Origin of the sequence: Roseovarius gahaiensis (genome assembly GCF_011601345.1) — a bacterium.
Classification (GTDB): domain Bacteria; phylum Pseudomonadota; class Alphaproteobacteria; order Rhodobacterales; family Rhodobacteraceae; genus Roseovarius; species Roseovarius gahaiensis.
This window is the reverse complement of record NZ_JAAORB010000024.1, coordinates 20,243-45,322: the sequence shown is the minus strand read 5'-3', so window position 1 is coordinate 45,322 and position 25,080 is coordinate 20,243. Positions and strand designations below refer to the sequence as shown.

The 25,080-nt window shown below is 59.1% G+C and carries 26 protein-coding genes and 3 pseudogenes; 18 read left to right on the top strand and 11 right to left on the bottom strand.

The window, feature by feature from the left end; translation table 11 throughout:
- Positions 1-432 precede the first annotated feature (432 nt).
- Together HAT86_RS11600 and HAT86_RS11595 are read left to right on the top strand one after the other, a co-directional pair.
- Complete coding sequence (locus HAT86_RS11600; protein WP_167197634.1) at positions 433-753, top strand: helix-turn-helix transcriptional regulator; 321 nt, start codon at positions 433-435, stop codon at positions 751-753.
- Positions 750-1,988: a type II toxin-antitoxin system HipA family toxin gene (locus HAT86_RS11595; protein WP_167197630.1), complete on the top strand. Its 1,239-nt coding sequence runs from the start codon at positions 750-752 to the stop codon at positions 1,986-1,988. The genes HAT86_RS11600 and HAT86_RS11595 overlap by 4 nt, the downstream gene beginning before the upstream one ends.
- Positions 1,989-2,502: 514 nt before the next feature.
- On the opposite strand, the gene HAT86_RS11590 is transcribed toward HAT86_RS11595, so the two are convergent.
- The 3 genes from HAT86_RS11590 to HAT86_RS11580 form a co-directional block, all read right to left on the bottom strand.
- Positions 2,503-3,915: a site-specific integrase gene (locus HAT86_RS11590; protein WP_167197627.1), complete on the bottom strand. Its 1,413-nt coding sequence runs from the start codon at positions 3,913-3,915 to the stop codon at positions 2,503-2,505.
- 252 nt (positions 3,916-4,167) lie between these two features.
- The gene (locus HAT86_RS11585; RefSeq protein ID WP_167197624.1) at positions 4,168-4,626 is read right to left on the bottom strand and encodes a hypothetical protein; all 459 of its coding nucleotides are present in this window, start codon (positions 4,624-4,626) and stop codon (positions 4,168-4,170) included.
- A gap of 60 nt (positions 4,627-4,686) precedes the next feature.
- A complete protein-coding gene (locus HAT86_RS11580; protein WP_167197621.1) occupies positions 4,687-4,929 on the bottom strand; it encodes a glycosyltransferase family 4 protein in 243 nt (80 codons plus the stop codon).
- Positions 4,930-5,003: 74 nt separating this feature from the next.
- On the opposite strand from HAT86_RS11580, the gene HAT86_RS11575 reads away from it, so the two are divergent.
- The 5 genes from HAT86_RS11575 to HAT86_RS11560 all read left to right on the top strand — a co-directional run bounded on the left by HAT86_RS11575 (position 5,004) and on the right by HAT86_RS11560 (position 7,151).
- Positions 5,004-5,450, top strand: coding sequence for a hypothetical protein (locus tag HAT86_RS11575; RefSeq protein WP_167197618.1), 447 nt, complete (start codon positions 5,004-5,006; stop codon positions 5,448-5,450).
- A gap of 394 nt (positions 5,451-5,844) precedes the next feature.
- Entirely contained in the window at positions 5,845-6,333 is a 489-nt protein-coding gene (locus tag HAT86_RS11570; protein ID WP_167197615.1) for a hypothetical protein, read from the top strand.
- Positions 6,330-6,464 carry a hypothetical protein gene (locus HAT86_RS17025; protein WP_269204320.1) on the top strand — a complete coding sequence of 45 codons (135 nt, stop codon included), beginning with the start codon at positions 6,330-6,332 and terminating at the stop codon, positions 6,462-6,464. The genes HAT86_RS11570 and HAT86_RS17025 overlap by 4 nt, the downstream gene beginning before the upstream one ends.
- Positions 6,465-6,513: 49 nt before the next feature.
- On the top strand, positions 6,514-6,771 hold the full coding sequence (locus HAT86_RS11565) for a type II toxin-antitoxin system Phd/YefM family antitoxin (RefSeq protein ID WP_167197612.1): 258 nt from the start codon (positions 6,514-6,516) through the stop codon (positions 6,769-6,771).
- Positions 6,768-7,151 (top strand): type II toxin-antitoxin system VapC family toxin, encoded by a 384-nt coding sequence (locus HAT86_RS11560; RefSeq protein ID WP_167197609.1) that lies wholly within the window; start codon positions 6,768-6,770, stop codon positions 7,149-7,151. Before HAT86_RS11565 ends, HAT86_RS11560 begins: the two co-directional genes overlap by 4 nt.
- Positions 7,152-7,202: 51 nt before the next feature.
- On the opposite strand, the pseudogene HAT86_RS11555 reads toward HAT86_RS11560, so the two are convergent.
- Positions 7,203-7,481 (bottom strand): annotated as a pseudogene (locus HAT86_RS11555) (IS66 family transposase); the annotation flags it as partial.
- Between the two features lie 255 nt (positions 7,482-7,736).
- Here HAT86_RS11555 and HAT86_RS16885 point away from each other — a divergent pair.
- A pseudogene (locus HAT86_RS16885) lies at positions 7,737-7,958 on the top strand (ATP-binding protein); the annotation flags it as partial.
- Positions 7,959-8,175: 217 nt separating this feature from the next.
- On the opposite strand, the gene HAT86_RS11545 reads toward HAT86_RS16885, so the two are convergent.
- From HAT86_RS11545 to HAT86_RS11520, 6 genes and pseudogenes are all read right to left on the bottom strand, one after another.
- Complete coding sequence (locus HAT86_RS11545; protein WP_167197549.1) at positions 8,176-9,498, bottom strand: acetamidase/formamidase family protein; 1,323 nt, start codon at positions 9,496-9,498, stop codon at positions 8,176-8,178.
- Between the two features lie 691 nt (positions 9,499-10,189).
- Positions 10,190-11,422 carry a type II toxin-antitoxin system HipA family toxin gene (locus tag HAT86_RS11540; protein WP_167197606.1) on the bottom strand — a complete coding sequence of 411 codons (1,233 nt, stop codon included), beginning with the start codon at positions 11,420-11,422 and terminating at the stop codon, positions 10,190-10,192.
- The gene (locus tag HAT86_RS11535; RefSeq protein ID WP_167197603.1) at positions 11,415-12,005 is read right to left on the bottom strand and encodes a helix-turn-helix domain-containing protein; all 591 of its coding nucleotides are present in this window, start codon (positions 12,003-12,005) and stop codon (positions 11,415-11,417) included. Before HAT86_RS11535 ends, HAT86_RS11540 begins: the two co-directional genes overlap by 8 nt.
- Before the next feature lie 245 nt (positions 12,006-12,250).
- A pseudogene (locus HAT86_RS11530) lies at positions 12,251-12,454 on the bottom strand (transposase); the annotation flags it as partial.
- A gap of 133 nt (positions 12,455-12,587) precedes the next feature.
- Complete coding sequence (locus tag HAT86_RS11525; protein WP_167197600.1) at positions 12,588-13,217, bottom strand: cytochrome b/b6 domain-containing protein; 630 nt, start codon at positions 13,215-13,217, stop codon at positions 12,588-12,590.
- Entirely contained in the window at positions 13,217-13,567 is a 351-nt protein-coding gene (locus tag HAT86_RS11520; protein WP_167197597.1) for a PepSY domain-containing protein, read from the bottom strand. Before HAT86_RS11520 ends, HAT86_RS11525 begins: the two co-directional genes overlap by 1 nt.
- A gap of 128 nt (positions 13,568-13,695) precedes the next feature.
- Here HAT86_RS11520 and HAT86_RS11515 point away from each other — a divergent pair, with 128 nt between their 5' ends.
- The 4 genes from HAT86_RS11515 (at position 13,696) to HAT86_RS11500 (ending at position 17,603) form a co-directional block, all read left to right on the top strand.
- Positions 13,696-13,992, top strand: coding sequence for a PepSY domain-containing protein (locus HAT86_RS11515; protein WP_167197594.1), 297 nt, complete (start codon positions 13,696-13,698; stop codon positions 13,990-13,992).
- Position 13,993: 1 nt separating this feature from the next.
- Positions 13,994-14,653, top strand: a complete 660-nt coding sequence (locus HAT86_RS11510) for a response regulator transcription factor (RefSeq protein ID WP_167197591.1) — start codon at positions 13,994-13,996, stop codon at positions 14,651-14,653.
- Positions 14,650-15,969 carry a sensor histidine kinase gene (locus tag HAT86_RS11505; RefSeq protein ID WP_167197588.1) on the top strand — a complete coding sequence of 440 codons (1,320 nt, stop codon included), beginning with the start codon at positions 14,650-14,652 and terminating at the stop codon, positions 15,967-15,969. Before HAT86_RS11510 ends, HAT86_RS11505 begins: the two co-directional genes overlap by 4 nt.
- 602 nt (positions 15,970-16,571) lie before the next feature.
- The gene (locus HAT86_RS11500) at positions 16,572-17,603 is read left to right on the top strand and encodes an NADP-dependent oxidoreductase (RefSeq protein ID WP_167197585.1); all 1,032 of its coding nucleotides are present in this window, start codon (positions 16,572-16,574) and stop codon (positions 17,601-17,603) included.
- 173 nt (positions 17,604-17,776) lie between these two features.
- Here HAT86_RS11500 and HAT86_RS11495 read toward each other — a convergent pair whose 3' ends face one another.
- Entirely contained in the window at positions 17,777-18,481 is a 705-nt protein-coding gene (locus HAT86_RS11495) for a TetR/AcrR family transcriptional regulator (protein WP_231125895.1), read from the bottom strand.
- A 158-nt stretch (positions 18,482-18,639) separates the two neighbouring features.
- Between HAT86_RS11495 and HAT86_RS11490 the strand changes: the two genes are divergently transcribed.
- From HAT86_RS11490 to HAT86_RS11465, 6 genes are read left to right on the top strand one after another with little or no spacing between them, the layout of a single operon-like run.
- Positions 18,640-19,413 carry an SDR family NAD(P)-dependent oxidoreductase gene (locus HAT86_RS11490; RefSeq protein ID WP_167197582.1) on the top strand — a complete coding sequence of 258 codons (774 nt, stop codon included), beginning with the start codon at positions 18,640-18,642 and terminating at the stop codon, positions 19,411-19,413.
- A gap of 11 nt (positions 19,414-19,424) precedes the next feature.
- Positions 19,425-20,633, top strand: coding sequence for an acyl-CoA dehydrogenase family protein (locus tag HAT86_RS11485; protein WP_167197579.1), 1,209 nt, complete (start codon positions 19,425-19,427; stop codon positions 20,631-20,633).
- A gap of 24 nt (positions 20,634-20,657) precedes the next feature.
- The gene (locus tag HAT86_RS11480; RefSeq protein ID WP_167197576.1) at positions 20,658-22,232 is read left to right on the top strand and encodes an AMP-binding protein; all 1,575 of its coding nucleotides are present in this window, start codon (positions 20,658-20,660) and stop codon (positions 22,230-22,232) included.
- Positions 22,229-23,260: a phosphotransferase family protein gene (locus tag HAT86_RS11475; RefSeq protein WP_167197573.1), complete on the top strand. Its 1,032-nt coding sequence runs from the start codon at positions 22,229-22,231 to the stop codon at positions 23,258-23,260. Before HAT86_RS11480 ends, HAT86_RS11475 begins: the two co-directional genes overlap by 4 nt.
- Positions 23,257-23,775 (top strand): TRAP transporter small permease subunit, encoded by a 519-nt coding sequence (locus HAT86_RS11470; RefSeq protein ID WP_231125894.1) that lies wholly within the window; start codon positions 23,257-23,259, stop codon positions 23,773-23,775. Before HAT86_RS11475 ends, HAT86_RS11470 begins: the two co-directional genes overlap by 4 nt.
- Positions 23,772-25,076 (top strand): TRAP transporter large permease, encoded by a 1,305-nt coding sequence (locus tag HAT86_RS11465; RefSeq protein WP_167197570.1) that lies wholly within the window; start codon positions 23,772-23,774, stop codon positions 25,074-25,076. The genes HAT86_RS11470 and HAT86_RS11465 overlap by 4 nt, the downstream gene beginning before the upstream one ends.
- The last annotated feature ends 4 nt before the right edge of the window (positions 25,077-25,080 follow it).

Here is a 25,080-nt window from a genome sequence, read left to right as displayed (position 1 = left end):
TTCAGATTCCGGGGAGGAAGATCACAACAGATTCGCTGAAGCGGACCGGCTGGAAGCCGGTGGCTTCGATCCATTAGGTGGAAAGTGAATGCTTGCTGGACGCCCGGATGTCCAAACTTCGGCGTCGCAGCGCCATCGCAGGTCAACCAAGGTCGACCGAAAAAAGACGACACCTCACGCTGGGATGGTTGCCGAGCGAATGGGGATGATGGAAACACGGCCGACCAAAAGGTCTTCTGCAAGGCCTGCCGGAAATCCGCAAGCAAGCCACCACGCCGAACCAGAGCTGTCTTGGTATTCCCGGTAGCGTCAATTTTGACACTTAAAGTCGCTGTTTTATTAACAAAGTATCTATTTTGATACTTAGTGTTGAGTTCTTTGCAGATTTGCAATATCTTCTTGGACAAGATTTGCAGTGCGCTGAGGATGCTAATGGAGACATTGCCGGGGTTTCTGACCCCCGAAGACATCAAGGAGAAGATGCGCGATGCGGTGCGCAAGCGGCGCATCGGCATGGGCTTCACGCAAGAGGAGCTGGCCGCGCGCGCCGGGATCTCGCTCGCCACCATGAGACGATTCGAAAAGAGAGGTGACGGCACCCTTTCGACCGTGTTGGCGCTGGCCGAGACGCTTGACGCGCTGGATGGCTTCAGGAACCTCTTCCCACCGGTCGAGGCGCGCACGCTCGATGAGCTCGAGCGGCAGAAGTCCGAGAAAACCCCACAACGCGTGCGCAAAAGGAAGATCTCATGATCGACCGCCTCCATGTCACCATTGATTTCGGCGCCGGCACCAACGAGCGCCCGGTCGGACAGATGGGCTGGGACGGCCGCGCGCGCCACGCCGTGCTGGAATGGGATCGCACCTTTGCGGCCGCGCCACTGCCAATTTCCCCGATCCACATCAACTCCCAGGCCGGACTCCTGCGCCCCAAGAGCCGCGCCTTCGGCGATTTGCCTGCGGTGTTTGGCGACAGCTTGCCCGACGGCTGGGGTAAGCTGTTGGTCGACCGCGAACTGCAGGCGCGCGGCGTGCGGCTGGACGAAATCACCGACATGGACCGGCTCGCCATGGTTGGCACCGCCGGCATGGGCGCGCTGGCCTACCAACCGGCTCAGGATCCCGACCCGGAGGGTGATTTCGATCTTGACTGGTTCGAACGGCTAGTGCCCGAGGTTGATGGCGGCGCCACGGCCGGGGAACTGGAGCGGCTGCGCGCGGTGGCGGGCGGCTCCCAGGGCGCGCGGCCGAAGTTCGTGGCCCAGCTGGCGGCGGACGGTGCGCGGCTGCGCGATCACCGCGCGGCGCTGGAGAAGGGCTGGCGCCATGTCCTGGTGAAGCGGCGCGCGCTGCAAGACCCGGTGGGCACTGTCGAGGTCGAGGCGGCCTATGCGATGATGGCGCGGGCGGCCGGGATCGAGATGAGCTGGACGGGCGTGCTGCACGCGACCTCCGGCGAGCCCTTCTTTACCACGGAGAGGTTCGACCGACCCGACGGCGGGCGGCTCCACATGCAGACAGTCGCCGCACTGTTCGCGGTCGACTTCCGCGAAGCCTATCTGGACTACAAAGAGCTGCTGCGCCTCACCCGCTTCATGACCCGCGACGCGCGCGCCACCGAGCAGGTCTATCGCCGGATGGTCTTCAACGCGCGAACCTACAACCGCGACGATCACCTAAAGAACCACGCCTTCCTGATGGACGCTGCCGGCAGTTGGCGGCTGGCTCCGGCCTATGACGTGACCTACAGCTCCGGACCCGGCGGCGAACACACGCTCACCATCGCCGACGAGGGTCGGAAGCCGGGCCGCGAGTCCTTCGCCGCAGTGGCGCGGGAGAGCGGGATCTCCGCGCGGCGAGCGGCCGAGGTCGTCGACGAGGTGGATGGCGCCGCTGCGAACTGGTTGGAGTATGCCGACGCCACCGGCGTGCCCCCGCAGCTTCGTCGGGAAATTAGTGAACAGATGGAGCGCGCGGCGGGCTGGTGACCGCTCGACCCAGAGGCTCAAGGTCGGCACGGCGAAGATCTGCTCGCCGAAATGGACGAACCTTGTCGCCGTCATAATGCTGAGGATGGCCGTCGAGATCTTTGTGTTCTCCGCAGGATGTAATCGGACCCAGTGGCAGGAGAAAATCCCAGAAAAAGAATCCGGAAATCGCCAACTTCCCCGAAATCGCCGCAGATTAAATGAGTGCCACGCACAAACCCTTGAGGACGGCATCAATCTCTTTTCGAGATGTGGGCGTTATGTTCTCATAACGCCCACTCTAAAGTTAACGGCTGGGCGAAATACCCTGGGTGCTGCATTTGCAGTAGCTACATAATCTCCAACATATCATATTTGGAATTTTGGCAGTCCCAGATGCTTATGCTCAGCTGGGAATGCACGCCAAGACGAAACTGTCCGACTATTTCGTAACGCCTGCACAGACGGTCATTGGCCCACGCCCATTCATTATGCATGATAGCGCTTTTCCACAGGCATGATCTCTTTGGTTGTTCTACGCCTTCGGGGTTTGAGGCTTGAGCGCCGCCGGATGTGGCCCGCGATCAGGGCTGCGGACCGGAGCAATACCGGAAATCCGGGCAACCTGTTCTGCACGGCTTCCGGTCAAGCCTCGGGACGTATTGGTGCTTCCATAATGCGTTTGTGTTCGCGTGCTTTGATGACCCAATGCCGCAGCCACATCATCCTTGCCCCATATTCCGCCCATAGCTCTCAAATCAGACGACAACGCATGGCGAAACACATACGGTGTCAAACGCTGTTGCAGCCTCGGAAACGCCACCTTCCCGAGCCGTCCGATCAGCTTGCCAAGACTTCCGGTCACGCGCCGCCGGCGTTCGGTTGGCATAAGAGGCATACCGTTTTGACTGTGGGTTGGAGCCGGCATGCCCAAAAAGCACTGGCCGCCGTCTTGTTCCATGACATATGCAAATAGCCACTCAGACTCTGGCGTTTGACAGCGCACCTCAATATCCCGTCGCTCTTGCCCTTTTCCATGAACCTCGCCAGTCTCCTCGGCAAGCTTTGCACCGGCAATCTTGAACGCCAGATGAGCCAGACCTGCCCACTCAAGCGCCGAGACGCCAACGCCGAGATCGGCCGAAAGCTCAGAGGGCCTGCAGCCGGTCAGCATCAATGCTGCGATGCAAGCCCGTCTATCGTTGTCGAGATGTGAATCGGGCATGACCGCAACCCTCCAGAACTGGTCGCGCCAGTTATAGCCAGAATGTGATTTCGACTTGCGCCGCTGATGTTGATTGAGCGCGTAGAGCGCCTCTTTTTTCGAGGTGGCGGAACGGGGCTTTGAGGCCTGTCGGTCGGGTCCGGTCGCACCACTTCGAACCGCGGTATGATCAGGGTCCGGCGGCACCTGAATCAGGAACTCGACAGCGCGCTTCAGTTTTTTGATGTCGGACGGAGATGGCGCTTGGACAACCTTCCTAATCCGGGCGCGTGTTTCATCATCGACATGAGGTTCGAGTTGACGGATGAATTGACGGCGGGCCGCATCATCATCGGCCTCGGCAATCACCAATCTCCAATATCCCGGAGCCAGTTCAAGGACATCTCGAGCCGCCAATCGAACAAGCGCAGACCTGTAGCTCTGTCGGCTATTTGCTCCTGTCCAGCTTTGATGCTGATCGTTTGCGAGATATGCAATAAACGGATCGCGTGAGGGATGGTTGCGCGCTAGGGCTGCCGCCCGATATCCGTATTTTTGCCAGGTTCCGCTCTTGTAAAGATCAGCAAACGAGAAGTTTTTGTTGGAAAGGACCGCGAAATCATGCGCCTTTAGGCTCTCATGAAAAAGATCGGGCATGGGTCCATCAATGCCGCTACAGGCATTTACATGTGCGCTTGGGTCGTTGCCAGCAGGCTTGAAAAGGTTGCGATCATATTGCGTCATTTGAGACATCTTCTTGGCGTGGAAAAGTAGTGTTCGAAAAGCCAATGGGATTCGGACCTAGAATATTCAGGTTCAGCCGCAGGCCGTAGTGATCCCCCTCTGTATAAGGGGGAGGACGGTTATCGGGCTTTCGAGAAAGAGCGTGAAGACAGACCGTAACCGCGACGCAACGCAGCCAGAAACAGTAGCGTTTTATTTGAGACCGGTTACCAACATCCTTGGTAAGGTAACGGATTTGTTGAAAGCGCAGCATCATTCGTGGCACGCGGATTCTGCCGTCTCGCGCAGGACTTCCATGTGACAGAGATTGATGCGGCAGCCGTTTACGGCGGTGGTTGGCAGGACATTGATAATCAGGCATGCACCATGAAAATCTATGGTCCCGCTGTACTTATCCGCTATGCCGATGTCACGGGTCAGTTTGAAACGTTTTGTCTCAGAGGAAAGCGATAATCCCGATAGCAATCCTTCGAGATACCGCTGCCCGTCTTTATCGCGTTGGACGGTGGCTCTGATTTGCAGACTGCGCTCGAAACCATCAAGCTCGATCTCGGCCATAAAGGTCGCGGATACCGCCCCTTCCGTCTTTCTGAACACACCCGCATAGTGAGACCGCCGCAAACCAGCGAGGGCATAATCGGTGAGGTTCTTTCTGGCTTGTTCTGTGGCTGTCCGCCGTTTCATGGCTGCCGCCACATGAGATGTGTTCATATCAGTATCCTCCGTTTGGGAGAGATATGAGTCTTTCGCCTTGCGCAAACTTTAATGGCTCTAAGAGAACAATCCGCGGCCTTCCAACTTGGGGAAAAGGCGCTGCAGCTTCAGCTCTTGGACGGGGTTCAGGCCCTTTACGCTCATTTCGAGTTGGAGAACACGACAGCCGATCCGTTCGAGGTCGGGCACCGAGTCGTCGGGTAGTGCCAGCACCGTGACGCGATGCCCGTCCGCCAGGAGCGCTTCAACGACGGGTCGCCGGAAATTACAGATGTTCCAGGCAGCGTTCACTTTCATCATAATGTGCATCCAGATATCCACCTCACTCGTGCAAAATCAATTGCGGTCTATTTTGAACTCGAAGGAAATTCGCCATGTCCGACATCACATCCCCAAGAAACCTGACACCGGGTCTGTGCAAGAAAATCGAGGCCGAGATGTTGGAGGCCTGTGCAGAGGTGGCCGCTAGGCATGGGCTGGTCTCAGAAGGTTTGGGCACGCAAGCCATGGACCTGCGCTGGAACTTCGAGTTCGGCGTCCGCGTGTCCATCCCGCTGCCCGACGGGTCAGCGCTGGATCCGGAACGGATTCTGTTCGAGGCGCTCGCCGAGGAATACGGGCTGTCGCCAGACGATTTCGGGCGCGAGTTTTCGACAGGGCGGGAGCGGTTCCGCGTCACGGGCATTCATCCCCGGCGGCCCAAGTATCCGATCTCGGCCACGCGTGTGCCCGACGGCAAGGGCTACAAGTTCACCGCCGAGAACGTGGCGCTGCTGCTGCAGGCGGCGATGAGGGATGTGTCGCCGAGGGGCGGAGTCTGAAATCGGCGCCTCCGCATTCCTTGGAAAATATTGATATAACGGTAGAATTGGCGCTGGCTCTGGAGCTGGGCGTGTACTGACCTATCCGAAACTCAATGGTTGTCGCTTGACAACTGCCTTATGAGAGAATAAATGATGGATCGCAAGAAACACCCGTCCAAGGACATCGAAAGCGCTTTGCAGGAGCTGGAGGCCTTGGGTTGGAGTGTAGATGAAGCCAAGGGGCGCAGTGCGCATTCATGGGGATATGTGCTTTGCCCTGCAAATGAGGGAAACGCTTGCCGATCTGGCACGTTTTGTCGGATGTCAGTCTGGAGCACGCCCAGAAGTCCACGAAACCATGCGCGCGAACTCCTGAGAAAAGCTGCTGGATGTGTATTCAAGGAGAATGACGATGGCTGACAAAGTGGAATTCGAATTCGACATCGTAGTCTCGCTACCGAAGGGATCTGATGACGAGGATGTCATCCTGGACGCTCTTTTTGACGTCGGATGTGATGATGCGGTGGTTGGTCTCGGGGCATCTGGTCTCGTGGGCCTTGGCTTCACGCGTGTGGGGGTAGATGCAGAGCTTGTCATTTCAGAGGCTGTGAAACAAGTTTTGGCGGCGCTGCCGACGGGATCGCAACTCCGAGAAGTAAAGCCGGACCTCGTGAGTTTGGCGGACGTCGCCGCACGCCTTCAAGTGACTCGTCAGGCCTTGCAAAAGCGCGATATGCCGCCTCCATCACTGGGTGGTCTGTACCGCGCTTCGGAAATGCTGCCTGCTCTGGAGGATCAGCCCGGCAAAGTGCGTGATGCGCTGGACGCGGCACGTGGCTGGTTCGCGTCGGCGTCTGCTGCTCAAAAGATCAATGCACGTGCAAGCTTGGAGCAGAGTTGAGATTAAAGTCGACGCATGCCGACCCGATCCCTGCCACGCGCGTGCCCGACGGCAAGGGCTACAAGTTCATTGCCGAGAACGTTGCGCTGCTGCTGCAGGCGGAGACGAGGGATGTGTCGCCGGGCACTTGAATTGGACCACTGATTGGTCCATAATTTATGTGGGAATAAGGAGACACCCATGCAGCTTGCTATAACCGACGCAAAAGCGCGCTTGACCGATCTTGTCCGTAGGGCGGAGGCAGGTGAAGAAGTGGTATTGACCAGGCATGGACACGCGGTCGTGCGCTTGGTGGCAATACATGCCAAGGCTTCTGCAGAAAACCGTGCCAAACTGATTGACGCTGTTCGAGCCAAAGCTGCAGCTAAAGCTACTGCTGGACCGGCTGCGGCACAGAGCCAAGATTTCCTTTATGATCATCAAGGTCTGCCGAAGTGATTGTTCTCGATACGTCGGCACTGATGGCTCTTCTTTTGGGAGAGCCCGAGGCAGAGCAGATAGCGGAATTGTTGAAAAGTGAAGAGGATTTCAAGATCTCTGCAGGGACACTGGCTGAAGCGCTGATCGTGGCTGGGCGCCGGGGACTATCGGAAGAGATGTCGCAACTGCTTGAAGGGATTGTAGTCGAAATCGACACCCTGAGTGCAGCTGGCGCAATCGCAGTCGCAGAGGTTTACTCGGAATGGGGCAAAGGCGTTCATCCGGCTGGATTGAACTTTGGGGATTGCTTCTCCTATGTCACAGCTAAGGGCAGCGGTTCGCCGTTGCTCTACGTCGGTGACGATTTCTCCAAAACCGATCTTCATTCTGCGTTGTGATATTCCCTCCCGATTGATGCGCTGCCAGTTCCGCTAGAACCGGGTGGCTGTGCGGGTGTTGGTCTGCACGTCGGCGAGTTCGAAGAACTTGTGCCGTGCGTGCGACCAGGACAGCGCTGATGCCACCGGCCCGGGCTGTCGGGCGGCATCGTAGAGCTGGTTCTACCCGGCATAGGCATCCGCCTGCAGGATGCCCTGCCAGCCTGCCTGATGTTTCGTTTGATGCGCGCCAGCGCGATCAGGGGAGAAGCGGAACACGACAGCGGGCGGCGCGGTACCGTTAAAAGGGCGATCATCGCGCACATAGGTCCAGAGCCGCGCCGTCTTTGTAATCGCCGGACGTAATCTCCTCAAAACTGCCGTTTGAATTTTCCCAGTCGTGAGCGTCAGGGGTCATTCCGAACTTCAATTATTCGGATTTGTCGCTGGCGCGGAACACAAGGCCCGATGCCCTAAAATGAAGAGCGGACAGGGGTAAGCAGTTGAAGGGACTGAGCGAGATTGCTTTGATCCATGATTTGAAGAAGCAGGGCCTGAGCGTCTTTGCATTTGCGCAGAAGGTTGGCTGCGACCGCAAGACGGTTCGAAGAGCGTTATCAGCGCCGCTCTACCATCATCACTGAGCAGTTACCCGTCTCAGGTTGGCACGACATGATCGGCGAACCCACAATCGCCGATGCCATACTCGACCGGATCGTCCACAACGCCCACCGCATCAACCTCAAGAGAAACAGCAAGCCACGGCCGGACCAAAACGCAAACTCGACCCCCGGCAAAAATACCGAAACACTCCAACACGAAACATAATCGCAGTCAGATAATCAGCCGCGCCCGAACTGTACGGGCATTACTGAAACGGCGGTCCAAGATTTAGCGAAAGCGCTGTCCGGTAATTTTGAAATCCCCACATGTGAAACTTCAGCCCGCATTCACGCAACACGCGCATGCCGATGCTGGACATCGCAGCGTTGCCCGTCACCACGAAGTCTTCGTTCCTGACAAGCGGTGACGGGCAGTTTCAATATTAAAGACCGTATTGCTCGCGTGCGTAATCGCCCAGTCCAACCGCATCGAGTTTGACGAGCGGCGCGAGGAATGTAACTTGTATCACCCCTGGCGCGCGGCCAATTTCGATCGCGCCATTGACAGTGGCCCGATTGCGAATTTCTGCAACAGTTACGTCTAGCAATTTGGCCGCGCGGGCCAAGCCATTTTCGATCGCGTCGTTCAGGTTAGCTGCGGTACCGATAACCGAAATCGGTGCGAGCGGTTCGATCTGCGACACGCCCCACCGTTTTGCAAGGCGCTCTCCCTTGGCGGTTTCGACCTCGGTGAATGGTTTTGCAAGCGGCGGGAGATCCTCTTCCAGCGGAAACAGGACTGGCCCGTCCAACGGATAGTTCTTCACGACCTCGACCTGCAAGGTCACACTGCCCGAAACATCCATTGTATGCCCAGCGATTTCGCCGTCACCTTGCCCGGCATGCATATCACCCATGTAAACGCCCGCACCTGGAACCTTTACCGGTGCCACGAGGATTGATCCGGCACGCACGGCGTCGATGTCCATGTGGCCATCGGTCTTGTGCTCGATCAACTGCTCCGGCGTGATGCCATAGTCATGCGGCGCGCCCACCAAGAAAGCACCAAAGTCGCCAGCATTGTGACTGTCCGGCATGGGCATCGAAGGGCAAGTGCCCAACTGTCCCATAAAGGGGCGCATTCGGATCAAGGTTCCGGGCATGTCCGATGGAGCATAGTGCAAGATAGAATGCTGGCGGCTTTCATCCGGCAAAGCCGAATAATGGTCTGCGTCTCCAGCGATGGTTTCTGCCGCTTCTTTAGGCAAGGTCAGCCCAACCGTGCGGGTATCGTCAAAGGTCACTGTGTAGCCATGCACCACTTCGAAGGGCTTAACGGCGTTTCCGCAGGTGTCGCACTTTACCGAGTCCTGTCCGATGCCCTCGATATGTGTTTCAGGCCAGACTGTGTCACAGACAGGACAGCGTGCTGCGACGTAAGGATCACCAAGGCAAAAACCCTCGGGAGAGCTGTCGTGCCCGGACGCTGTGGCGATGGAGGTCACGGTGATATCGCGGATGCGGATCGCGACGCCATCCCCAATCTCTGCACCCTCCACGAAGATCGGCTTCGTGACCTCATGGCCGCCCCGCAGACGCGGAGTGATCATGGGGCCCCAGCATCCCGGCGCTGTATTTGCGATAATGGTGCCACCATCTTCAACCGGCCCTAGCATCGCTTCGTTGGGGTCGAGAACGCTATTGGTGAACTCTTGAACGACCACACTGCGTCTTGCAGCGGTTCCTGCATTTATTCCGTCCGGCATGATGAACTCCTTGAATTTCAGATTATTAATGCCAAAAATTAACCGGAAGCTTGCCAACATCAAGTCGCCACATGCGCATATCTGGCCCGCGTCATATGGCGGAATAATCCTTTCGCATTTTATAGACGTTACAACATAAAAGAATGTAGCGGCGGTTTTCTGCGCTTTCTAAGCAGTTTTGATGCGGCCAATCCCCTGAACCGCTCGGTACCCCGCTTCGTATCATCAAAGCGCATCGTGACACAGTAACGATGAAAGAGGACTAAGGACTAAGCCGACTCGCGGCGGTGTAGCCCTCAGTGATGGGTTGTCAGCGCCCCTTTGAAGTTGCCCCTATGACCAGAGACAGCCAAACCACGACATATGTATCAGGCGCATTGACTGCTCCGCTGCAAATGCGAAGCATTTGGACCATTTTTCCCGAAAGCCGCCAATCCGCAGGCGGTGGCGGCCCTGGCTGATGCTGCGGTAAGCATCAGAGACGGCGAAGCGCAGATAGCGATCTTTTCAAACTCGGCCTTTCTCTTTCTGAACAAGCGCCTTTGCGAACACAACAGCTTGAACAAGCAAAGATCAAAGAACGATCCGGCGACCTTTTTGAGAGTGCCACAAAAAATCTGGGACATACCAAGCGCTGAAAGCTAGGCGCATTTGTCGCCCTGCTTTGCTGGTGTGTCAGGAACCCCTTGCCCTATGACAGTTCCTCCAGGATGGGCACTGTCTTCATGTGAGCCTCAACGGCTGATCTGACTTCATCGCTCATCGGTAGATTTGTCGCTTCCGCCTCCCACTGCTCCCGAAAGCGCTGAACCGTCTCTTTGGCTGCGTCAATCGTCATTTTCTTCGGAATCGCAGCTTTCACGGCAAGGTGGGTCAGCTCATCCATTGAGAACGCCGAGAAGGCCTTGGCGCGGCTGATCTTCATGTTCGTCGCATCGCCCGGAAGATAGGGTACGGTCGCCACAAAATCATAGGTGGGCGCCAGCGAGACATTCCGCCTGTCCGGATAGATCAACGACCAGTTCTTCATATGCATGTCGGCATTACCGATCAGCATGTTGAAGGTCAGGCGCCGGACATATTCGATGATGTCGGCATCATTACCTTCGGCGGCGATTACCTGGGCGATATTCCGGAATGTGCCATTGCCGTACTTTTCCTCAGGATAGAGCCCGTAGACCTGCGCAAAATCTTCAATATGCACGCGCGATCCATCGGACAGACGATCAAAGCGTTCGATCACAAAGGCATGTTTGCCGATCTTATCGAGTCCTTCGGGCAGGTTCTTGATCGCATCAATCCCCACGAGATCAATGGCAGGCACGTTCATCCCGACCAGACCCGCCAGCTTCATCATCGAGAATTCATTTTCAGGGACGCCCGCGAATTCTCGTGAGGGCAGCTTGACGATCCAAGAGCCGCCGACACCTGAGGCAGGAATGGTCAGCCCGCCACTTGCCTCCGTCACGGCAGAAAACTTAAGCTGAACGCCTGCCAGCGAAAAGCGCAACGCGTTCTCACGATGATCGTCATCATGATCATCGCGTCCATCGGCGACATACGGCGGCCAGGCTTCGCCATCGGCAGGGGTGATCGTGATCGCGCCGGGTAGGTCATGGCCGAGTGCCCAGAGCAGATGGAACTCACGTTCGGAATTCACGCCCGCCTGTTCGGCCAGATATTTACGCAGACGACCTTCGGGTAGAAGGTTCGAAAAAAAGGGCATGACGCGCTTCTGGTAGGGGCGAAAATCCGTATTGAGCTCCCCGAATTCATCCTTGAAGGCAAGACCAAGCGTCGGCCTGTCAGGATCAGCAATATACTCATCAGTGAAGGCAAAGATGGTGCGATCACCGCCAAGATTGGTCAGCGTGCCAATGGGCTCTCCATACAGATTCACGTTGAGGACGGAGACACTATTCATCGTTATCTCCATCCAAGCGGTAAGCCGGACGCGGCGGGCGCGCCCGATCCTCATCGGCCATACCGTGGGCGAGGGCATTACGTAGACTGTTCATCTGCTTTGACGCGTCTTGGAGCGTTGGGATACCACCTGCATCCTCTACTGTTTTGAGCGCTTCACGGATACTGCGCAACGTGTCGGTGTTCCGGATCAGGTTCTCGAACTGACGGATCTCCCGAAACTGCCGCTGCAGGTTTTCGAAGGCAGAACTATCGATCTTGAGCGACTGGATGCGCTCAAGCTGTTTGGCGAGCCACGCAATCTCTTTGCGCGTTTCCGGCGTGGCCTTCGGCACGTCGTTTACGCTACGGGCTAGCGTTCTGACCGCTGGCGCCGCCTTGCGCGGCACAAGCGCCAACTCCAGATCAAGGGCGTTGGCAATGGCGGTCAGACTTGAAACAGTGAGATTAACCACGCCGCTCTCGATCTTGGAGATATGCGACTGCGGCACACCTGCACGGGCGCTTAGCGTTCGCTGGCTAAGCCCCTTCTTCTCACGCGCAGCTTTCAGTGTCGCTGCCAGTTTCTCGCTCTCATAGTTCAATTTGATATAATCCTGTATATCGAGCCAAGCGCCTGATGTACTTCAGTATATCATATAGAACTTCTATTTTCAATTTATGATCTATATTAACATATCATTCATGTGAAATGATCAACTTCAATAGATCGTAAATTAGTGCGCCTTTAGCCTAGCCAGAACGAGCTGGAGATACGGCTCATGATACGATCATAAATGTCTTCCTCGGTCTCTTCGGACGGCTCGAAGCGTGACGGCACATCACCACTGTCATCCCCTGTCACGGCGATACTGCCCCCTGCAAGCATCAGTTTGCGCCAACGATACAGCAGATTGGGGGCCACGCCATTACGACGGGCAACGGCAGAAATGCTCTCGCCGTCATAAAGCGTCTCTTCCAAGATCCGCAGTTTATTCGCCGCAGATCAGCGCCGACGACGACCTCCATTGGTGATGGTTTCTATCTCAGACATAAGCCCGTGCTTCAGCTTATCCTTAAGCCTCCTTGGTCAGGCCAAGGTGTCCGGTCGAAATGGGGGCCAGTTCAATATGCAGCGGAGCGGTCCGCGCATGGCGCCGGGCCCCGCATCGGAGGCCCGGCCGGTGTCACGGCGCGCGCTTGCGGCCGTCAATCATGGAACGCAGGAGGTTTTCGCGGTGGGCGAGGCTGGCCACCACGACGCCGGCGATGTGCAGAACGATTAGCACAAACGTGGCGTTCGTGGCGAACTCGTGAATCTCTTCGAAGGCCTCACCTGCACCATGCTCGCCGTAGTCATCATCGTCCTCTTTCTCTTCCATCGCCCATGCGGGCAGGCTTTGTGCGGTGACGACACCCGCCAGCAGACCCTCTCCCTCTTCTACGGCCAGGGTGGCCATTCCCGACAGTGCCGTCAGCGCCAGCGCGACTAGCAGCGCCACGGTCATAGCGCCGCCCGCTGGGCTATGGCCGAGGTGACGCTCGGCCCTGCCCGTGACGAGCCCGCGCAGATAATCCAGCACCCGCCGCGGCCCGGTGACAAAATCGGCAAACCGGGCATGCCGGGTGCCAATGACGCCCCAGACAAGGCGCAGGACCACCACCGCCATGACACCATAGCCCGCATAACTGTGGAGCCATTGCGGCTCACCCTCGGTGAGGTAGGCGGTGGCGAACCCCGCCACCAGCACCCAGTGGCCGATGCGGACCAATGGGTCCCAGACCCGCACCGTTCCGGTTTCAGCAGTCGCCGCCATCAGTCGTCATACCGCTCGTCGTCGTCATCGTCGTCATAGCGGTCATCGTCATCATAGCGGTCATCATCGCGATATGGCAGAAACTCGCCCGTAACCGCATCGAGATAGGCCTCGACGCGCAGGCCCTTGGCATCGATCATCTCAACCTCGTAGCGGCCGCGTTCCAGCTCGATCTCGCGGACGGTATAGCCTTGGCCTTCGAGCATCGTGGCGATTTCAGCGATGCCCATGCGCATCTGGGCCAGCTGGTTTGCCGGTGCGGTGCCGTTTTGTTGCTGCGCGGTTGCGCTAATTGCGAACAGGCCGACGGCCGTCGCCAGCGATGCGGTCAAGAAAATGGTGCGTTTCATGTCATATCTCCGTTTTTGCCGGCAGCCCCCGTGGCCGCCAATGACCCTTTTTGCACTTTGCCGCCTGACGCTGGCCTGATCCTCACTGTCAGCTTGTCGTCAGGTCGGGGGTGGTAGATACTGCCGCTATGAGATGCCTTACCCTTTTCCTTACCCTTCTGGCTGCCCCCGCCCTGGCCGATGATGACGATCAGGACCGCGCCCGCCGCGCCTTGCAGGCGGGCGAGATTTTGCCGCTTTCACAGATCCTTGCCGCAGCCGAGGCCGTGCGCCCCGGCCGCGTCATCGAGCTGGAATTGGAGCATGACGACGGCCGCTGGATCTACGAGTTGGAACTGGTGACGCCGGAGGGTCGGCTTTACGAAATGGAGATCAATGCCGCGACCGCAACCGTGCTGAAGTTGGAGCGCGAGGAGGACGACTGAAATGCGCGCGCTCGCTGTTGAGGATGACCCCCGGATCGCGGCTGACCTGTCCGACGCACTGACGGCAGCCGGTTTCCGGGTCGAGGGGACAGGCGACGGCGAGGATGCTTGGTTCCTTGGCGATACTGAGGATTATGATCTCGTGGTGCTGGATCTCGGCCTGCCGGGGATGGATGGGCTGGCGGTTCTTAAACGTTGGCGCGCGAACGGGCGGGCCATGCCGGTTCTCGTGTTGACGGCGCGCGGCACCTGGCAAGAGCGGGTCGAGGGGATCGAGGCGGGCGCGGACGACTACCTGCCCAAGCCATTCCGGATGGAAGAACTGGTGGCCCGCGCCCGCGCCTTGGTGCGCCGGTCTGGCGGGCATGCGGGCGCGCTGCAAGAGGCTGGCGCGCTCAGCCTTGACACCAACCGAATGAGTGTCGCAGTGCGCGGTGTGCCGGTACAGGTCACAGCGCTGGAATACCGCTTACTGGCCTACCTGATGCAGAACCTCGACCGGCCCGTGCCGCCCACCGAACTTCTGGAACACCTCTACGGGGATGACGATGCACGCGAAGCCAACGCGCTTGAGGCCGTGATCGCGCGGCTCCGGCGCAAGCTCGGCCAAGGGGTGATCGGCACTCGGCGTGGCTTTGGATATTTCGTGGAGACCGCATGAGCCTGCGGCTGCGCCTCGCGCTTGCTGGCGCCATTGCGATCCTCGCCGCGCTTGGGCTGGCGGCCTTCGGCCTGTCGCACCTCTTCGGGGCACATGTTGAACGCCGTGCAGTGGCCGAGATGAGTGTGCAGCTTGACCAGGTCTTGGCGGGGCTTGAGCGCGGGCCAGAGGGCCTGACGCTGGCCCGCACCCCCGCAGACCCACGGTTCCAGCGCCCCTACGGTGGGCTTTACTGGCAGATCGAGGGGCCTGATGGCCTGCAGCGGTCCCGTTCGCTTTGGGATAGCGCGCTGGACCTGCCCGCCGACACTCTGGGCGATGGCGGGCTTCACGTGCACCGCCTGCCCGGTCCAGAAGGGGACGCGCTTCTGGTGCTGGAGCGCTCGGTCACGCTGCCCGCAGGGTTGGGCGGTGGGTCCGCCCGCGCCGCTGTGGCCATGACAGTGACCGACCTTGACGCCGCCAGACGTGATTTCATGGCCGATCTTGCACCCTATCTGGGGCTGCTGGCACTGGTGCTGACGGGGGCGGGGTGGGCCCAGCTTTGGGTTGGGCTGCGGCCGCTCAGCGGGCTGGGCGCGCGGATCGCCGCATTGCGCGCCGGTCGGGCCGAACGCATGGGCGAAGACTGGCCGCAGGAGTTGCGCCCCGTGGCCGCTGAGATCGACGAACTGCTGGCCGCGCGGGAGGCCGAAAGCGCCCGCGCGCGGGCCCGGGCCGCTGATCTGGCCCATGGCCTCAAGACCCCGCTGCAGGCCCTGATGGGCGAAGCCGCCCGCCTGCGCGAGGCTGGTGCCCACGGTCGGGCCGAAGGGATCGAGGACACGGCCCGCGCCATGCGCCGCACGGTGGACCGCGAGCTGGCCCGCACCCGAACCGCTGCCCGCGCCAGCGACGCCAGCGCCGACGCGCGCGAGGTCGCCGAGAGGCTGGTTGCGGTGCTGCAGCGCACGCCTGATGGGGGGCGGTTGGACTGGCGGATCGACATCCCCACTGGCACGCGCGTCGCACTGGACCCGGCCGACCTGTCCGAAGCGCTCGGAGCGCTGGCTGAAAACGCCGCGCGCCACGCCCGGTTCAGCGTGACACTGTCGGCGCGGACACAAGAAGGGTGGGTCTTGCTGACCATCACAGACGACGGCCCCGGCATCCCGCCCGACCGCCGCGATGCCCTGATCGCCCGCCATGGTCGCGCCGATGAAACCGGCACGGGTCTCGGCCTCGCCATCGCCGCCGAGATCGCCGAAGCCGCAGGCGGGCGGCTGACCCTATCCGACGCCACCTCCGGCCTAACTGCGACACTGGCGCTGCCATGAAGGATGCTGCGCAATCGTATGATTGCGCGGAACCCATTGCGGAAGGTGGGGTGGCGTTCCCCAGCGCGGAATTTAACCAAAGGCACCGCCTCCAGATGTGCGTCTGAAGCGAAGGTCCGAAATCACAGGCTGCACTCCAGTACTGGATCACGGTACCCAAGTTCGGCTCAGGGCCGTCAGTGAAGACGGCCCGGTTCCTTAAATTTGAATGACCCAGCCCAGTGCTGCCGTTCTGCCCTTCGAAGCGGCCATTCAAACCCCGCGCAGCATTTGCAATCAGCTAATGACGGCAGAGCGGACGGAGCTTCGATTTCACCGCATCTGCTAGATGACGGCTGTCAGCCCTTTGCGTCCGTTTCACGCAAAGAGGCCAGACGGCACGCGCCTTTGAACTCGATGACGTTGTAGGTCGTTCTGGCTGCCGGCATGCACAGTAGGACGCTGTAAATGTGCAACGTTAGACTTCGAAGCGACCTTGTTGACACTGACGGTCAAATCAGGCTTCAACGAAGGATATGCAACAGCGACAGCGTTTGAGGGCTCTTCTGCGATTTGCAGCGGATCACAACGCCGACAAGACCTCGAAAAAGGAAAGCCACACGATGCCGCAAACACCCGAATTCAACCGCCGCTTTGTTCTTGCTGAACGGCCCAACGGCGCCCCCGACGAGAACACGCTGCGCCTTGAGAAAACGAAGGTGCCGCAGCCGGACGAGGCACAGATGTTGTTGCGCACCGAGTATCTCTCGCTTGATCCCTATATGCGGGGCCGGATGAACGACGCAAAGTCCTACGCGACACCTGTCGGGATCGGCGAGGTGATGACGGGACAAGTGGTTGCCGAGGTTGTGGAGTCCAACCTGGACGGGTTCGCGCCGGGCGATCATGTGCTGGCGGGGAGCGGCTGGCAGGACTACGCGTTGTCCGATGGCACGGACGTGACGAGCCTCGGAACGGCCCCGGAAAACCCCTCGTGGGCGCTTGGTATTCTGGGCATGCCCGGCTATACGGCCTATGCTGGGCTTTTGAAAATTGGCGCGCCGAAACCCGGCGAGACAGTGGTGGTCGCGGCGGCCTCCGGACCGGTTGGCGCGACGGTGGGGCAGATTGCGCGTCTCAAGGGGTGCCGGGTTGTTGGTATCGCGGGCGGGCCCGAAAAATGCGCCCATGTGACCGAGACGCTGGGCTTTCATGCATGCATTGACCATCAGGCTGATGATTTCGCAGCCCAACTGGCCGAGGCCTGCCCGGACGGGATCGATGTCTATTTCGAGAATGTGGGCGGTAAGGTTCTTTATGCCGTGCTGCCGTTGTTGAACCCGTTTTCACGGATGCCGGTCTGCGGAATGGTGTCATGGTATAACCTCGCAGGCCTGCCGGACGGACCTGATCACGGCCCCGCCATCATGAGTACGATCCTTCGAATGAAGGTGAAGGTCGAGGGCTTCATCATATTCGACAGCTTTCCTCGGAGCGTCTATGAAGAATTTCACAAGGACATGACCGAGTGGATTGCCGACGGTCGCGTTCACTACAAGGAACACATAGTCGAGGGGCTTGAGGCAGCACCCGCGGCGTTCAACGATCTTCTAGCGGGGCGAAACTTCGGCAAGATGGTCGTTAGGGTCGCATGAGGCCCGCTTGGCGATTGTGTCAAATCTGGCCGACCAAGCGTTGAATATTGAGACTGGGCGGTGACATGATCAGACGCGCTTCGCGGCTGGTAGGCACCGCGAAGCCTGGCTTGAAGAGATTTTCGCCCATTAATCACTCATCAATGGCAGAAGTCGCGTAACAGGCGCAACCGTCAGGATTTGGTGCCGGTCAAAGCAGTTGCGGATCGTTCGGCCAGACAGGCCGACTCGACAAGATCCTGCACAGTAGAAATATACGTATCGATTGTCACACTCCGGCGTTTATACTTGGCACGTTTGACATACCAGTCCTGCAAAAGAGGCTTAATCAGCGCGGGCAGCAAAGGCGAGGTATCGGTCCGGAACGCACCCATGCCGATGCCATCTTCCAGCACTTGCTTGAAAAAGCCTTCGGTCAGTTCCTCACTGTCGATAGCTTTGCGACGCTCTTCCGGTGGGAAGTTCTTGGCTTCCATGAATGCGAAGGTGAACCAGGGGTGCATCTCTTCTGTCATCCGCACATGGGTCGATATCAGCCATCTGAGATGTGCCACTGGATTTCCCCGCACCGTATCGGGAGGGTTAGATAACACTCTCTGTGTGGCCGCCGTCACCTCGGACAGAATCATGTTCACAAGCGTGGTCTTGCTGTCGAAATAGGCATAAAGGCCGCCCATCGACACGCCCGAAGCGTGCGACAAATCCCGTAGAGACATTGCCTGAAAGCCTTTGCGATTGGATAACTCAAGGGCAGCGGAGATAATGACTGTCAGTTTTCGCAGGGCAAAATCGGGTTTTTGTACGCTAATCGTGCCGCTATGCCGATTCAGCATGTAGCGGCACAGTTCCTCGGTCGTCAGATCTTCAATATCCAGCATGCATGTCCCTAAATCTTGTCCGTAGGCTATCAGAAGGCCAACCCGTCACCAAGAGGGGGCTTGCGCGAATGGAAGTTTCGCTTTAAGTTACAAAATCGAACACTTGCTCGAAAATATATTCTGGCAGGTCTTCAAGGGAGGGGAGGCCTTTGACGACCATGGCGACAGACAACGCGAATCCGACGATCTGGCCGGGGCTGAGCGGCAAGCGCGCCCTTGTGACCGGAGCCTCATCCGGCCTTGGCGCACATTTTGCGCGTGTTTTAGCGCGCGAAGGCGTGCAGGTGACAGCGGCCGCACGCCGTATCAGCAAGACGACCGCTCTATGCGACGATATCTGCGCGGGCGGCGGTCGAGCGGACCCTCTGGAGATGGACGTTGCCGATCCAGCCTCTGTAACCGCCGCGATGAGTGGCCAAGCATTTGACATCGTTATTAACAACGCCGGCACTACTGCCTCTGCATCGGCGTTCGATCATCAGCCCGAAGATTTTGATCGCATTATCGACACTAACCTCAAGGGCGCGTTTCATGTCGCGCGTGAAGCGGGTGCCGCAATGGTTGCACGTGGCGCCGGTGGCGTTATCGTCAATGTTGGCTCAATCCTTGGCCTTCGGGTCGCGGGCCACGTGGCGGCCTATGCGGCGTCAAAGGCCGGGCTGATGCAGCTTTCGCGGGCGCTGGCGCTGGAATGGGCAAGGCATAACATCCGCGTCAATGCTTTGTGCCCGGGCTATATCGAGACCGAGTTAAACCGGGATTTCTTCGCCTCGGACCCGGGCCGGGCGTTAATCCGCCGCGTGCCGCAACGCCGTTTGGGGCAACCGTCTGATCTGGACGGGCCCCTGTTGCTTCTGGTTTCCGATCTGGGCCGTTTCATGACTGGCACCGAAATCGTCGCCGATGGCGGCCATCTTGTTTCATCGCTTTGAAGGACGGACACATGGACTTCACGATTTCTCCCCGGATCGAGGATTTCCGCGCTCGGATCGCGCGTCTCGTGGAAGATGAGATTATCCCGATCGAGGATCGGCCCGAGGCTTGGGATGATCACGGCAATATCGCTCATGACTGGATGGAACCCCTGCGCGACAAGGCGCGGGACGAAGGGCTGTGGTGCTTGCAACTCCAGCCCGAGACTGGCGGTCAGGGTCTGGGCAAGATCGGGATGGCGGTATGTTACGAAGAAATGAACCGCTCGATTTTCGGCCCGGTCATTTTCAACTCGGCCGCACCCGACGACGGCAACATGATGGTGTTGGAACAGGCGGGTACGCGCGAACAGAAGGAACGCTGGCTGGCGCCCATCGTGCAGGGCGACGTGCGGTCCTCGTTCGTTATGACCGAGCCGCATCCGGGTGGCGGGTCTGATCCGGGCATGATGCTCACCACGGCCAAGAAAAAGGGCGAAATGTATGTCATTCGCGGGCGCAAGTGGTTCATCACCGGCGCGGCGGATGCCAGCCATTTCATCCTTCTTGCGCGGACATCGGACGATCCACGCCGGGGACTGACCGCGTTCTTGCATCACAAGGATGAACCCGGCTGGCGCATCGACCGTCGCATCCCGATCATGGGCCCCGAAGAGCACGGTGGGCATTGCGAATTGGTTTACGAGGATATGGAACTGCCTGCCGATCGCATCATAATGGGAGAGGGGATGGGTTTGAAGATCACCCAGATGCGGCTGGGGCCAGCACGTCTGACCCATTGCATGCGTTGGCTGGGTCTGGCCAAACGCTGCACCGAGATTGCACGCGAGTATGCCGATAACCGTCACGGGTTCGGTGTGCGCTTGTCGGATCGGGAAAGTATCCAGATCAAGATGGGTGATCTGGCGATGGGAATCGAGATTGGGCGTTTGCTGGTCATGAAGGCGGCCTGGGCGCTGGATCAGGGCAGTTTCGCCAAAAAGGAAGTCTCGATGGCGAAGATCCATTGCGCGAACCTTTTGCATAAGGCCGCCGATGTGGCGATCCAGATCAATGGCGCACGCGGTTATTCCAAGGATACCGTTCTTGAATGGATCTACCGGTATGCCCGTCAGGCGCGTCTGGTCGATGGGGCTGACGAGGTTCATCAGATGGTGCTCAACCGCCACCTGTCCGACGAAGGGCGCGCCTTCTGGACATGGCAGCCCGACACGATCTGAGCTGCGACTTTGGGAGGAGGCGCAATGTTCACTGATCCACATCTGGCCCCGCGGGCCGCCAACACAAGGCCGCTGACACCGCTGGACCATCTGGCACGCACCCTTGAAGTGCATGGCGCCCGGGCCGGCGTGGCGTGGGGCGACACTGTCTGGACGTATGCCGAATTCGGCGATGTCGTCGCGCGCATGGCGGGCTGGCTGCGCGCTCGGGGCGTGGGCAAGGGCGATGTTGTGTCGGTCATGCTGATCAACCGGCCCGAAATGTTGGCTGCGCATTTCGCCGTGCCGGCGCTTGGTGCGGTGCTGAATGCGATCAACACGCGCCTGAATACAGATGAAATCCGCTATATTCTAGAGGATTCAGGCGCCAAGCTGATGTTGACAGACCCCGCGTGCCGCCCCAATCTTCCGGATTGCCCGGTGCCGATTTACACGCTTTGCGACACCCCGTCCGACACATCGGCGCTGAATTTTTTTCAAGGCCCTGCACCGGTTCTGGACCTTACCGGCGAAATCACCGACGAGCATCAGCCCATCACGCTCAATTATACATCCGGCACCACCGGTCGGCCCAAGGGGGTCGTCTATACCCATCGGGGGGTATGTCTTAACGCGCTTGGTAATGTTCTGGCGCTCGGAGTGACATCAGAAAGCCGCTATCTCTGGACGCTGCCGATGTTCCATTGCAACGGCTGGTGCCATACTTGGGCGGTGACGGCGGCCGGGGGGCTGCATGTCTGTCTGGACCGCGTCGATCCAAAGTTGATCCTTGAAACGATCACGGCGCGCGCCGTCACCCATATGAGTTGCGCGCCGGTCGTTCTTTATATGCTGCTGGAGCACGCCACCGAGGCCCCGGCCACGCGCGTGCGTGTCACCACCGGCGGCGCGGCCCCTACGACCGCGCTTTTAGCGGGGCTCTCGAAGCTAGGGTTCGATCTGAATCATATGTATGGGCTGACTGAAAGCTACGGCCCCGCTACCATCAACGACCCCGGCGACCTGGAGGCCGATTTGGAGACCCGCGCGGCGCTTATGGCGCGTCAGGGGCGACGCCATCTGACGGCCGGACGTGCGCGCGTGGTCGACGAGGCGGACAGGGATGTGCCTGCCGATGGCCAGACCGTGGGTGAGATCGTGCTGGCGGGCAACACCGTCATGGCGGGGTATTTCCGCAAACCGGAGGCCACCGAAGAGGCGTTCCGCGGCGGCGTTTTTCGTACCGGCGATCTTGCGGTGATGCATTCCGACGGGCAGATCGAAATCCGTGACCGCGCCAAGGACATCATTATCTCGGGGGGAGAAAACCTCTCCAGCCTAGAGGTCGAAACGGTGCTGCACCGTCACCCGGATATCTTGCTGGCCTCGGTCGTCGCGGCGCCTGACCCGAAATGGGGCGAGGTGCCTTGCGCATTCATAGAACTGAAGGATGGCCGATCCCTGGAACCCACTGCGCTGGAGCAATTTTGTCGACAGCACCTTGCCGGCTTCAAACGGCCCAAACGCTTTGTATTCGGAGAATTGCCTCGCACCGCGACGGGCAAGATCCAGAAGTTTATCCTGCGTGACCGCGCGAGAGATTTGGTTGGCGACACATGAGCGATCTCGATTCGACAGCTCTGAAGGCATGGCTCTCGGGCAAATGGCCAGATGGCCGCGATCTGGAGATCGAGCGCATCAGTGGCGGACAATCGAACCCCACATGGTTCGTTAACTGGGGCGATAGGCGACTGGTCCTGCGCAAGAAACCGTCAGGGCCCATTCTGCCCGGCGCGCATGCAGTCGAACGCGAATTCCGGGTGATGCGCGCGCTGGCGGGAACCGATGTGCCGGTGCCCTCCGTGCATCAAATGGAAGAGGATCACGCTATACTCGGCGCGCCCTTCTACGTAATGGAGAGGTTAGACGGGCGGGTCTTCACCGACTGTACACTGCCCGGACTGTCCCAAGAAGAGCGGCACGAGATTTATCTCGACATGGCGCGCACTTTGGCGCGCTTGCATGCGGTGCGCCCCGATGAGGTTGGGCTGGCTGATTTTGGCAAGCCCGGCAACTACTTTGCCCGGCAGATCGCGCGCTGGAGCCGACAATATTCCGAGTCCAACGGCCCGCGCATTCCGGATCTGGATTGGCTGATGGAGTGGCTTACCACCAACATGCCCGAGGATGACGGCGCGGTGTCCATCGCGCATGGCGATTTCCGACTGGGCAACCTGATGTATCACCCGACCGAGCCACGCGTAATCGCTGTACTGGACTGGGAGTTGTCTACGTTGGGTCATCCACTGGCGGATCTGGGCTTTTGCGTGATGCCGTGGAACTCGTCACCCGAGGAATATGGCGGCATCCTTGGCACCGACTGGGCGCGGGCGGGCATTCCCACGCAGGACGCGTTCGTGGCCGAATATCAGGCCCATGCCATGCCGACGCCCCCCTTGCGACCGTTCCACATCGCATTTGCCATGTTCCGCTTTGCCGTGATCTTTGTCGGCATCGCGGATCGCGCCCGCGCGGGCAGCGCCGCATCAACAGAGGCCGCCAGCCTTGGATCACTCGCGCCGCGGTTCGCCGCTCGCGCACGCGACGTGATCAGGCAGGCCTCCTCCAAAACCGGAAACATGACATGATTCTTCTCAGACTGATCGATCAGATCAACATCTTTATCGGCAAAACAGTTAGCTTCCTGATCTGGGCTGGTATCGTTGTCCTGTGCTACGAGGTGGTTGCGCGTTACGGTTTTGGTGAACCCACAATCTGGGCGCACGGGTATACGCAGCGTATCTTTGGGTCGTATTTCGTTCTGGTCGGGGCCTACACTCTGATCAACCGCGACCACGTGCGGGTTGACATATTTCTCAACACTCGCTCGCCGCGGGCCAATGCTGGACTGGATTTGTTCAACTACGCTTTCCTGATCCTGTGGGGAGTCATTCTGACCCGAGAGGGCTGGCTGTTCTTCCTGGATTCCTGGGCCTTCAACGAGAGCGATGACAGCGCTTTGGGACATCCAATGTGGCCCATCAAGCTGTCTCTGTTTCTAGGTGCGGCTCTGATTACCGCGCAGGGGATCGCAGAGGCGATCCGGTCCGTTGTTCTCATTTTTAATCCCCACGCTGACGTCAAGCGGAGTAAACCGGCATGAGTCCTGAATTACTGACCATCGGCATGTTCGGCCTTTTGCTGTTTGCCATCATATCGGGCGTGTCGTTGACCTTCGCCATGGGCGGGACCGCCGTCATATTCGGCACGATCATGTTCGGATCAAACGGGATGTACTCCATAATCACTACCATGTTTGGCAGCATGTGGTCGATCCTGCTATCAGCGATCCCGCTCTTCGTGTTCATCGGTGTTGCCCTTGCCAAGTCGAAGATCGCCAACGACCTTTATCACGCGTTTTACCTTTGGTCGGGGCGCACGCCGGGGGGGCTGCTTCTGGGCACGGCTGGGTTCGCGGCGACCCTTTCGGCTATGACAGGCAGCTGTGCTGCCTCGACAGTGACCACGGGCCTGGTCGGCATACCCGCCATGGACAAGCGCAAATATGACCGCAGCTTTGTGCTGGGAACCATCGGGGCCGCTGGCACGCTAGGGATCATGATCCCGCCATCAATCACGCTTATCCTGATCGGGCTGCAGACCGGGCAATCCGTGGGGCGCCTTTTTATGGGCGGGTTGGTGGCCGGTCTGCTGCTTTTAACCATCTTCCTCATCTATATCGCGATCCTTGCCCGGATACGGCCACAGCTCGCCCCCGGGGCCGAAATTCGCGCGCCACTGGCCGAACGTGTCAATGCACTACGATCAGTCATCCTGCCGCTGCTCATAATCCTGTCGGTGCTAATCTCTATCTTCGCGGGCATCGCGACGCCCACCGAGGCCGCTGCTGTGGGGGCCGCTGCCGTGGTGATATCGGTGGCCATTCGCGGCGAGCTCACCCTGCGCTATATCGCCGAGGTCAGCCATGCCACCGCCAGCATGACAGGTATGGTAATCTGGATTGTCTTTGGCGCATCGGCATTCATCGCCGTTTATGGCGGTGCGGGCGGCACGTCCTTCATGACAGGGTATCTCGGCGGTCTGAATGTGCATCCACTGGTGATGATCCTGATCCTGCAGGCGATCACGGTCGTGCTGGGCATGTTTCTGGATCCGGTCGGGATCATCCTTCTGGTACTGCCCATCTTTTATCCGATCGTCGTGCAGCTCGGCTTTGATCCGATCTGGTTCTGTATCCTGTTTCAATTGAACCTGTGCATCGGCTACATATCGCCGCCCTTCGGATACAATTTGTTCTACCTGAAGAACCTCAGCCCATCGACGCCGATCACTGCGATATACCGGGCGGTGGCGCCGTTTCTGGTGCTGATGCTGCTGACCGGGGCGGTGATTTTCCTATTCCCGCAAGTCATTACCAGCTTTACCGGCCTCACGGCGCGGTGAGCCA

Coding starts and splice junctions, on each gene's coding strand:
- HAT86_RS11520 (WP_167197597.1), bottom strand. CDS start 13,567: ATGAAACGCACCATTTTCTTGACCGCATCGCTGGCGACGGCCGTCGGC.
- HAT86_RS11595 (WP_167197630.1), top strand. CDS start 750: ATGATCGACCGCCTCCATGTCACCATTGATTTCGGCGCCGGCACCAAC.
- HAT86_RS11500 (WP_167197585.1), top strand. CDS start 16,572: ATGCCGCAAACACCCGAATTCAACCGCCGCTTTGTTCTTGCTGAACGG.
- HAT86_RS11575 (WP_167197618.1), top strand. CDS start 5,004: ATGTCCGACATCACATCCCCAAGAAACCTGACACCGGGTCTGTGCAAG.
- HAT86_RS11580 (WP_167197621.1), bottom strand. CDS start 4,929: ATGATGAAAGTGAACGCTGCCTGGAACATCTGTAATTTCCGGCGACCC.
- HAT86_RS11545 (WP_167197549.1), bottom strand. CDS start 9,498: ATGCCGGACGGAATAAATGCAGGAACCGCTGCAAGACGCAGTGTGGTC.
- HAT86_RS11465 (WP_167197570.1), top strand. CDS start 23,772: ATGAGTCCTGAATTACTGACCATCGGCATGTTCGGCCTTTTGCTGTTT.
- HAT86_RS11600 (WP_167197634.1), top strand. CDS start 433: ATGGAGACATTGCCGGGGTTTCTGACCCCCGAAGACATCAAGGAGAAG.
- HAT86_RS11570 (WP_167197615.1), top strand. CDS start 5,845: ATGGCTGACAAAGTGGAATTCGAATTCGACATCGTAGTCTCGCTACCG.
- HAT86_RS11490 (WP_167197582.1), top strand. CDS start 18,640: ATGGCGACAGACAACGCGAATCCGACGATCTGGCCGGGGCTGAGCGGC.
- HAT86_RS11510 (WP_167197591.1), top strand. CDS start 13,994: ATGCGCGCGCTCGCTGTTGAGGATGACCCCCGGATCGCGGCTGACCTG.
- HAT86_RS11525 (WP_167197600.1), bottom strand. CDS start 13,217: ATGGCGGCGACTGCTGAAACCGGAACGGTGCGGGTCTGGGACCCATTG.
- HAT86_RS11495 (WP_231125895.1), bottom strand. CDS start 18,481: ATGCTGGATATTGAAGATCTGACGACCGAGGAACTGTGCCGCTACATG.
- HAT86_RS11480 (WP_167197576.1), top strand. CDS start 20,658: ATGTTCACTGATCCACATCTGGCCCCGCGGGCCGCCAACACAAGGCCG.
- HAT86_RS11565 (WP_167197612.1), top strand. CDS start 6,514: ATGCAGCTTGCTATAACCGACGCAAAAGCGCGCTTGACCGATCTTGTC.
- HAT86_RS11540 (WP_167197606.1), bottom strand. CDS start 11,422: ATGAATAGTGTCTCCGTCCTCAACGTGAATCTGTATGGAGAGCCCATT.
- HAT86_RS11475 (WP_167197573.1), top strand. CDS start 22,229: ATGAGCGATCTCGATTCGACAGCTCTGAAGGCATGGCTCTCGGGCAAA.
- HAT86_RS11470 (WP_231125894.1), top strand. CDS start 23,257: ATGATTCTTCTCAGACTGATCGATCAGATCAACATCTTTATCGGCAAA.
- HAT86_RS11505 (WP_167197588.1), top strand. CDS start 14,650: ATGAGCCTGCGGCTGCGCCTCGCGCTTGCTGGCGCCATTGCGATCCTC.
- HAT86_RS11485 (WP_167197579.1), top strand. CDS start 19,425: ATGGACTTCACGATTTCTCCCCGGATCGAGGATTTCCGCGCTCGGATC.
- HAT86_RS11590 (WP_167197627.1), bottom strand. CDS start 3,915: ATGACGCAATATGATCGCAACCTTTTCAAGCCTGCTGGCAACGACCCA.
- HAT86_RS11585 (WP_167197624.1), bottom strand. CDS start 4,626: ATGAACACATCTCATGTGGCGGCAGCCATGAAACGGCGGACAGCCACA.
- HAT86_RS11515 (WP_167197594.1), top strand. CDS start 13,696: ATGAGATGCCTTACCCTTTTCCTTACCCTTCTGGCTGCCCCCGCCCTG.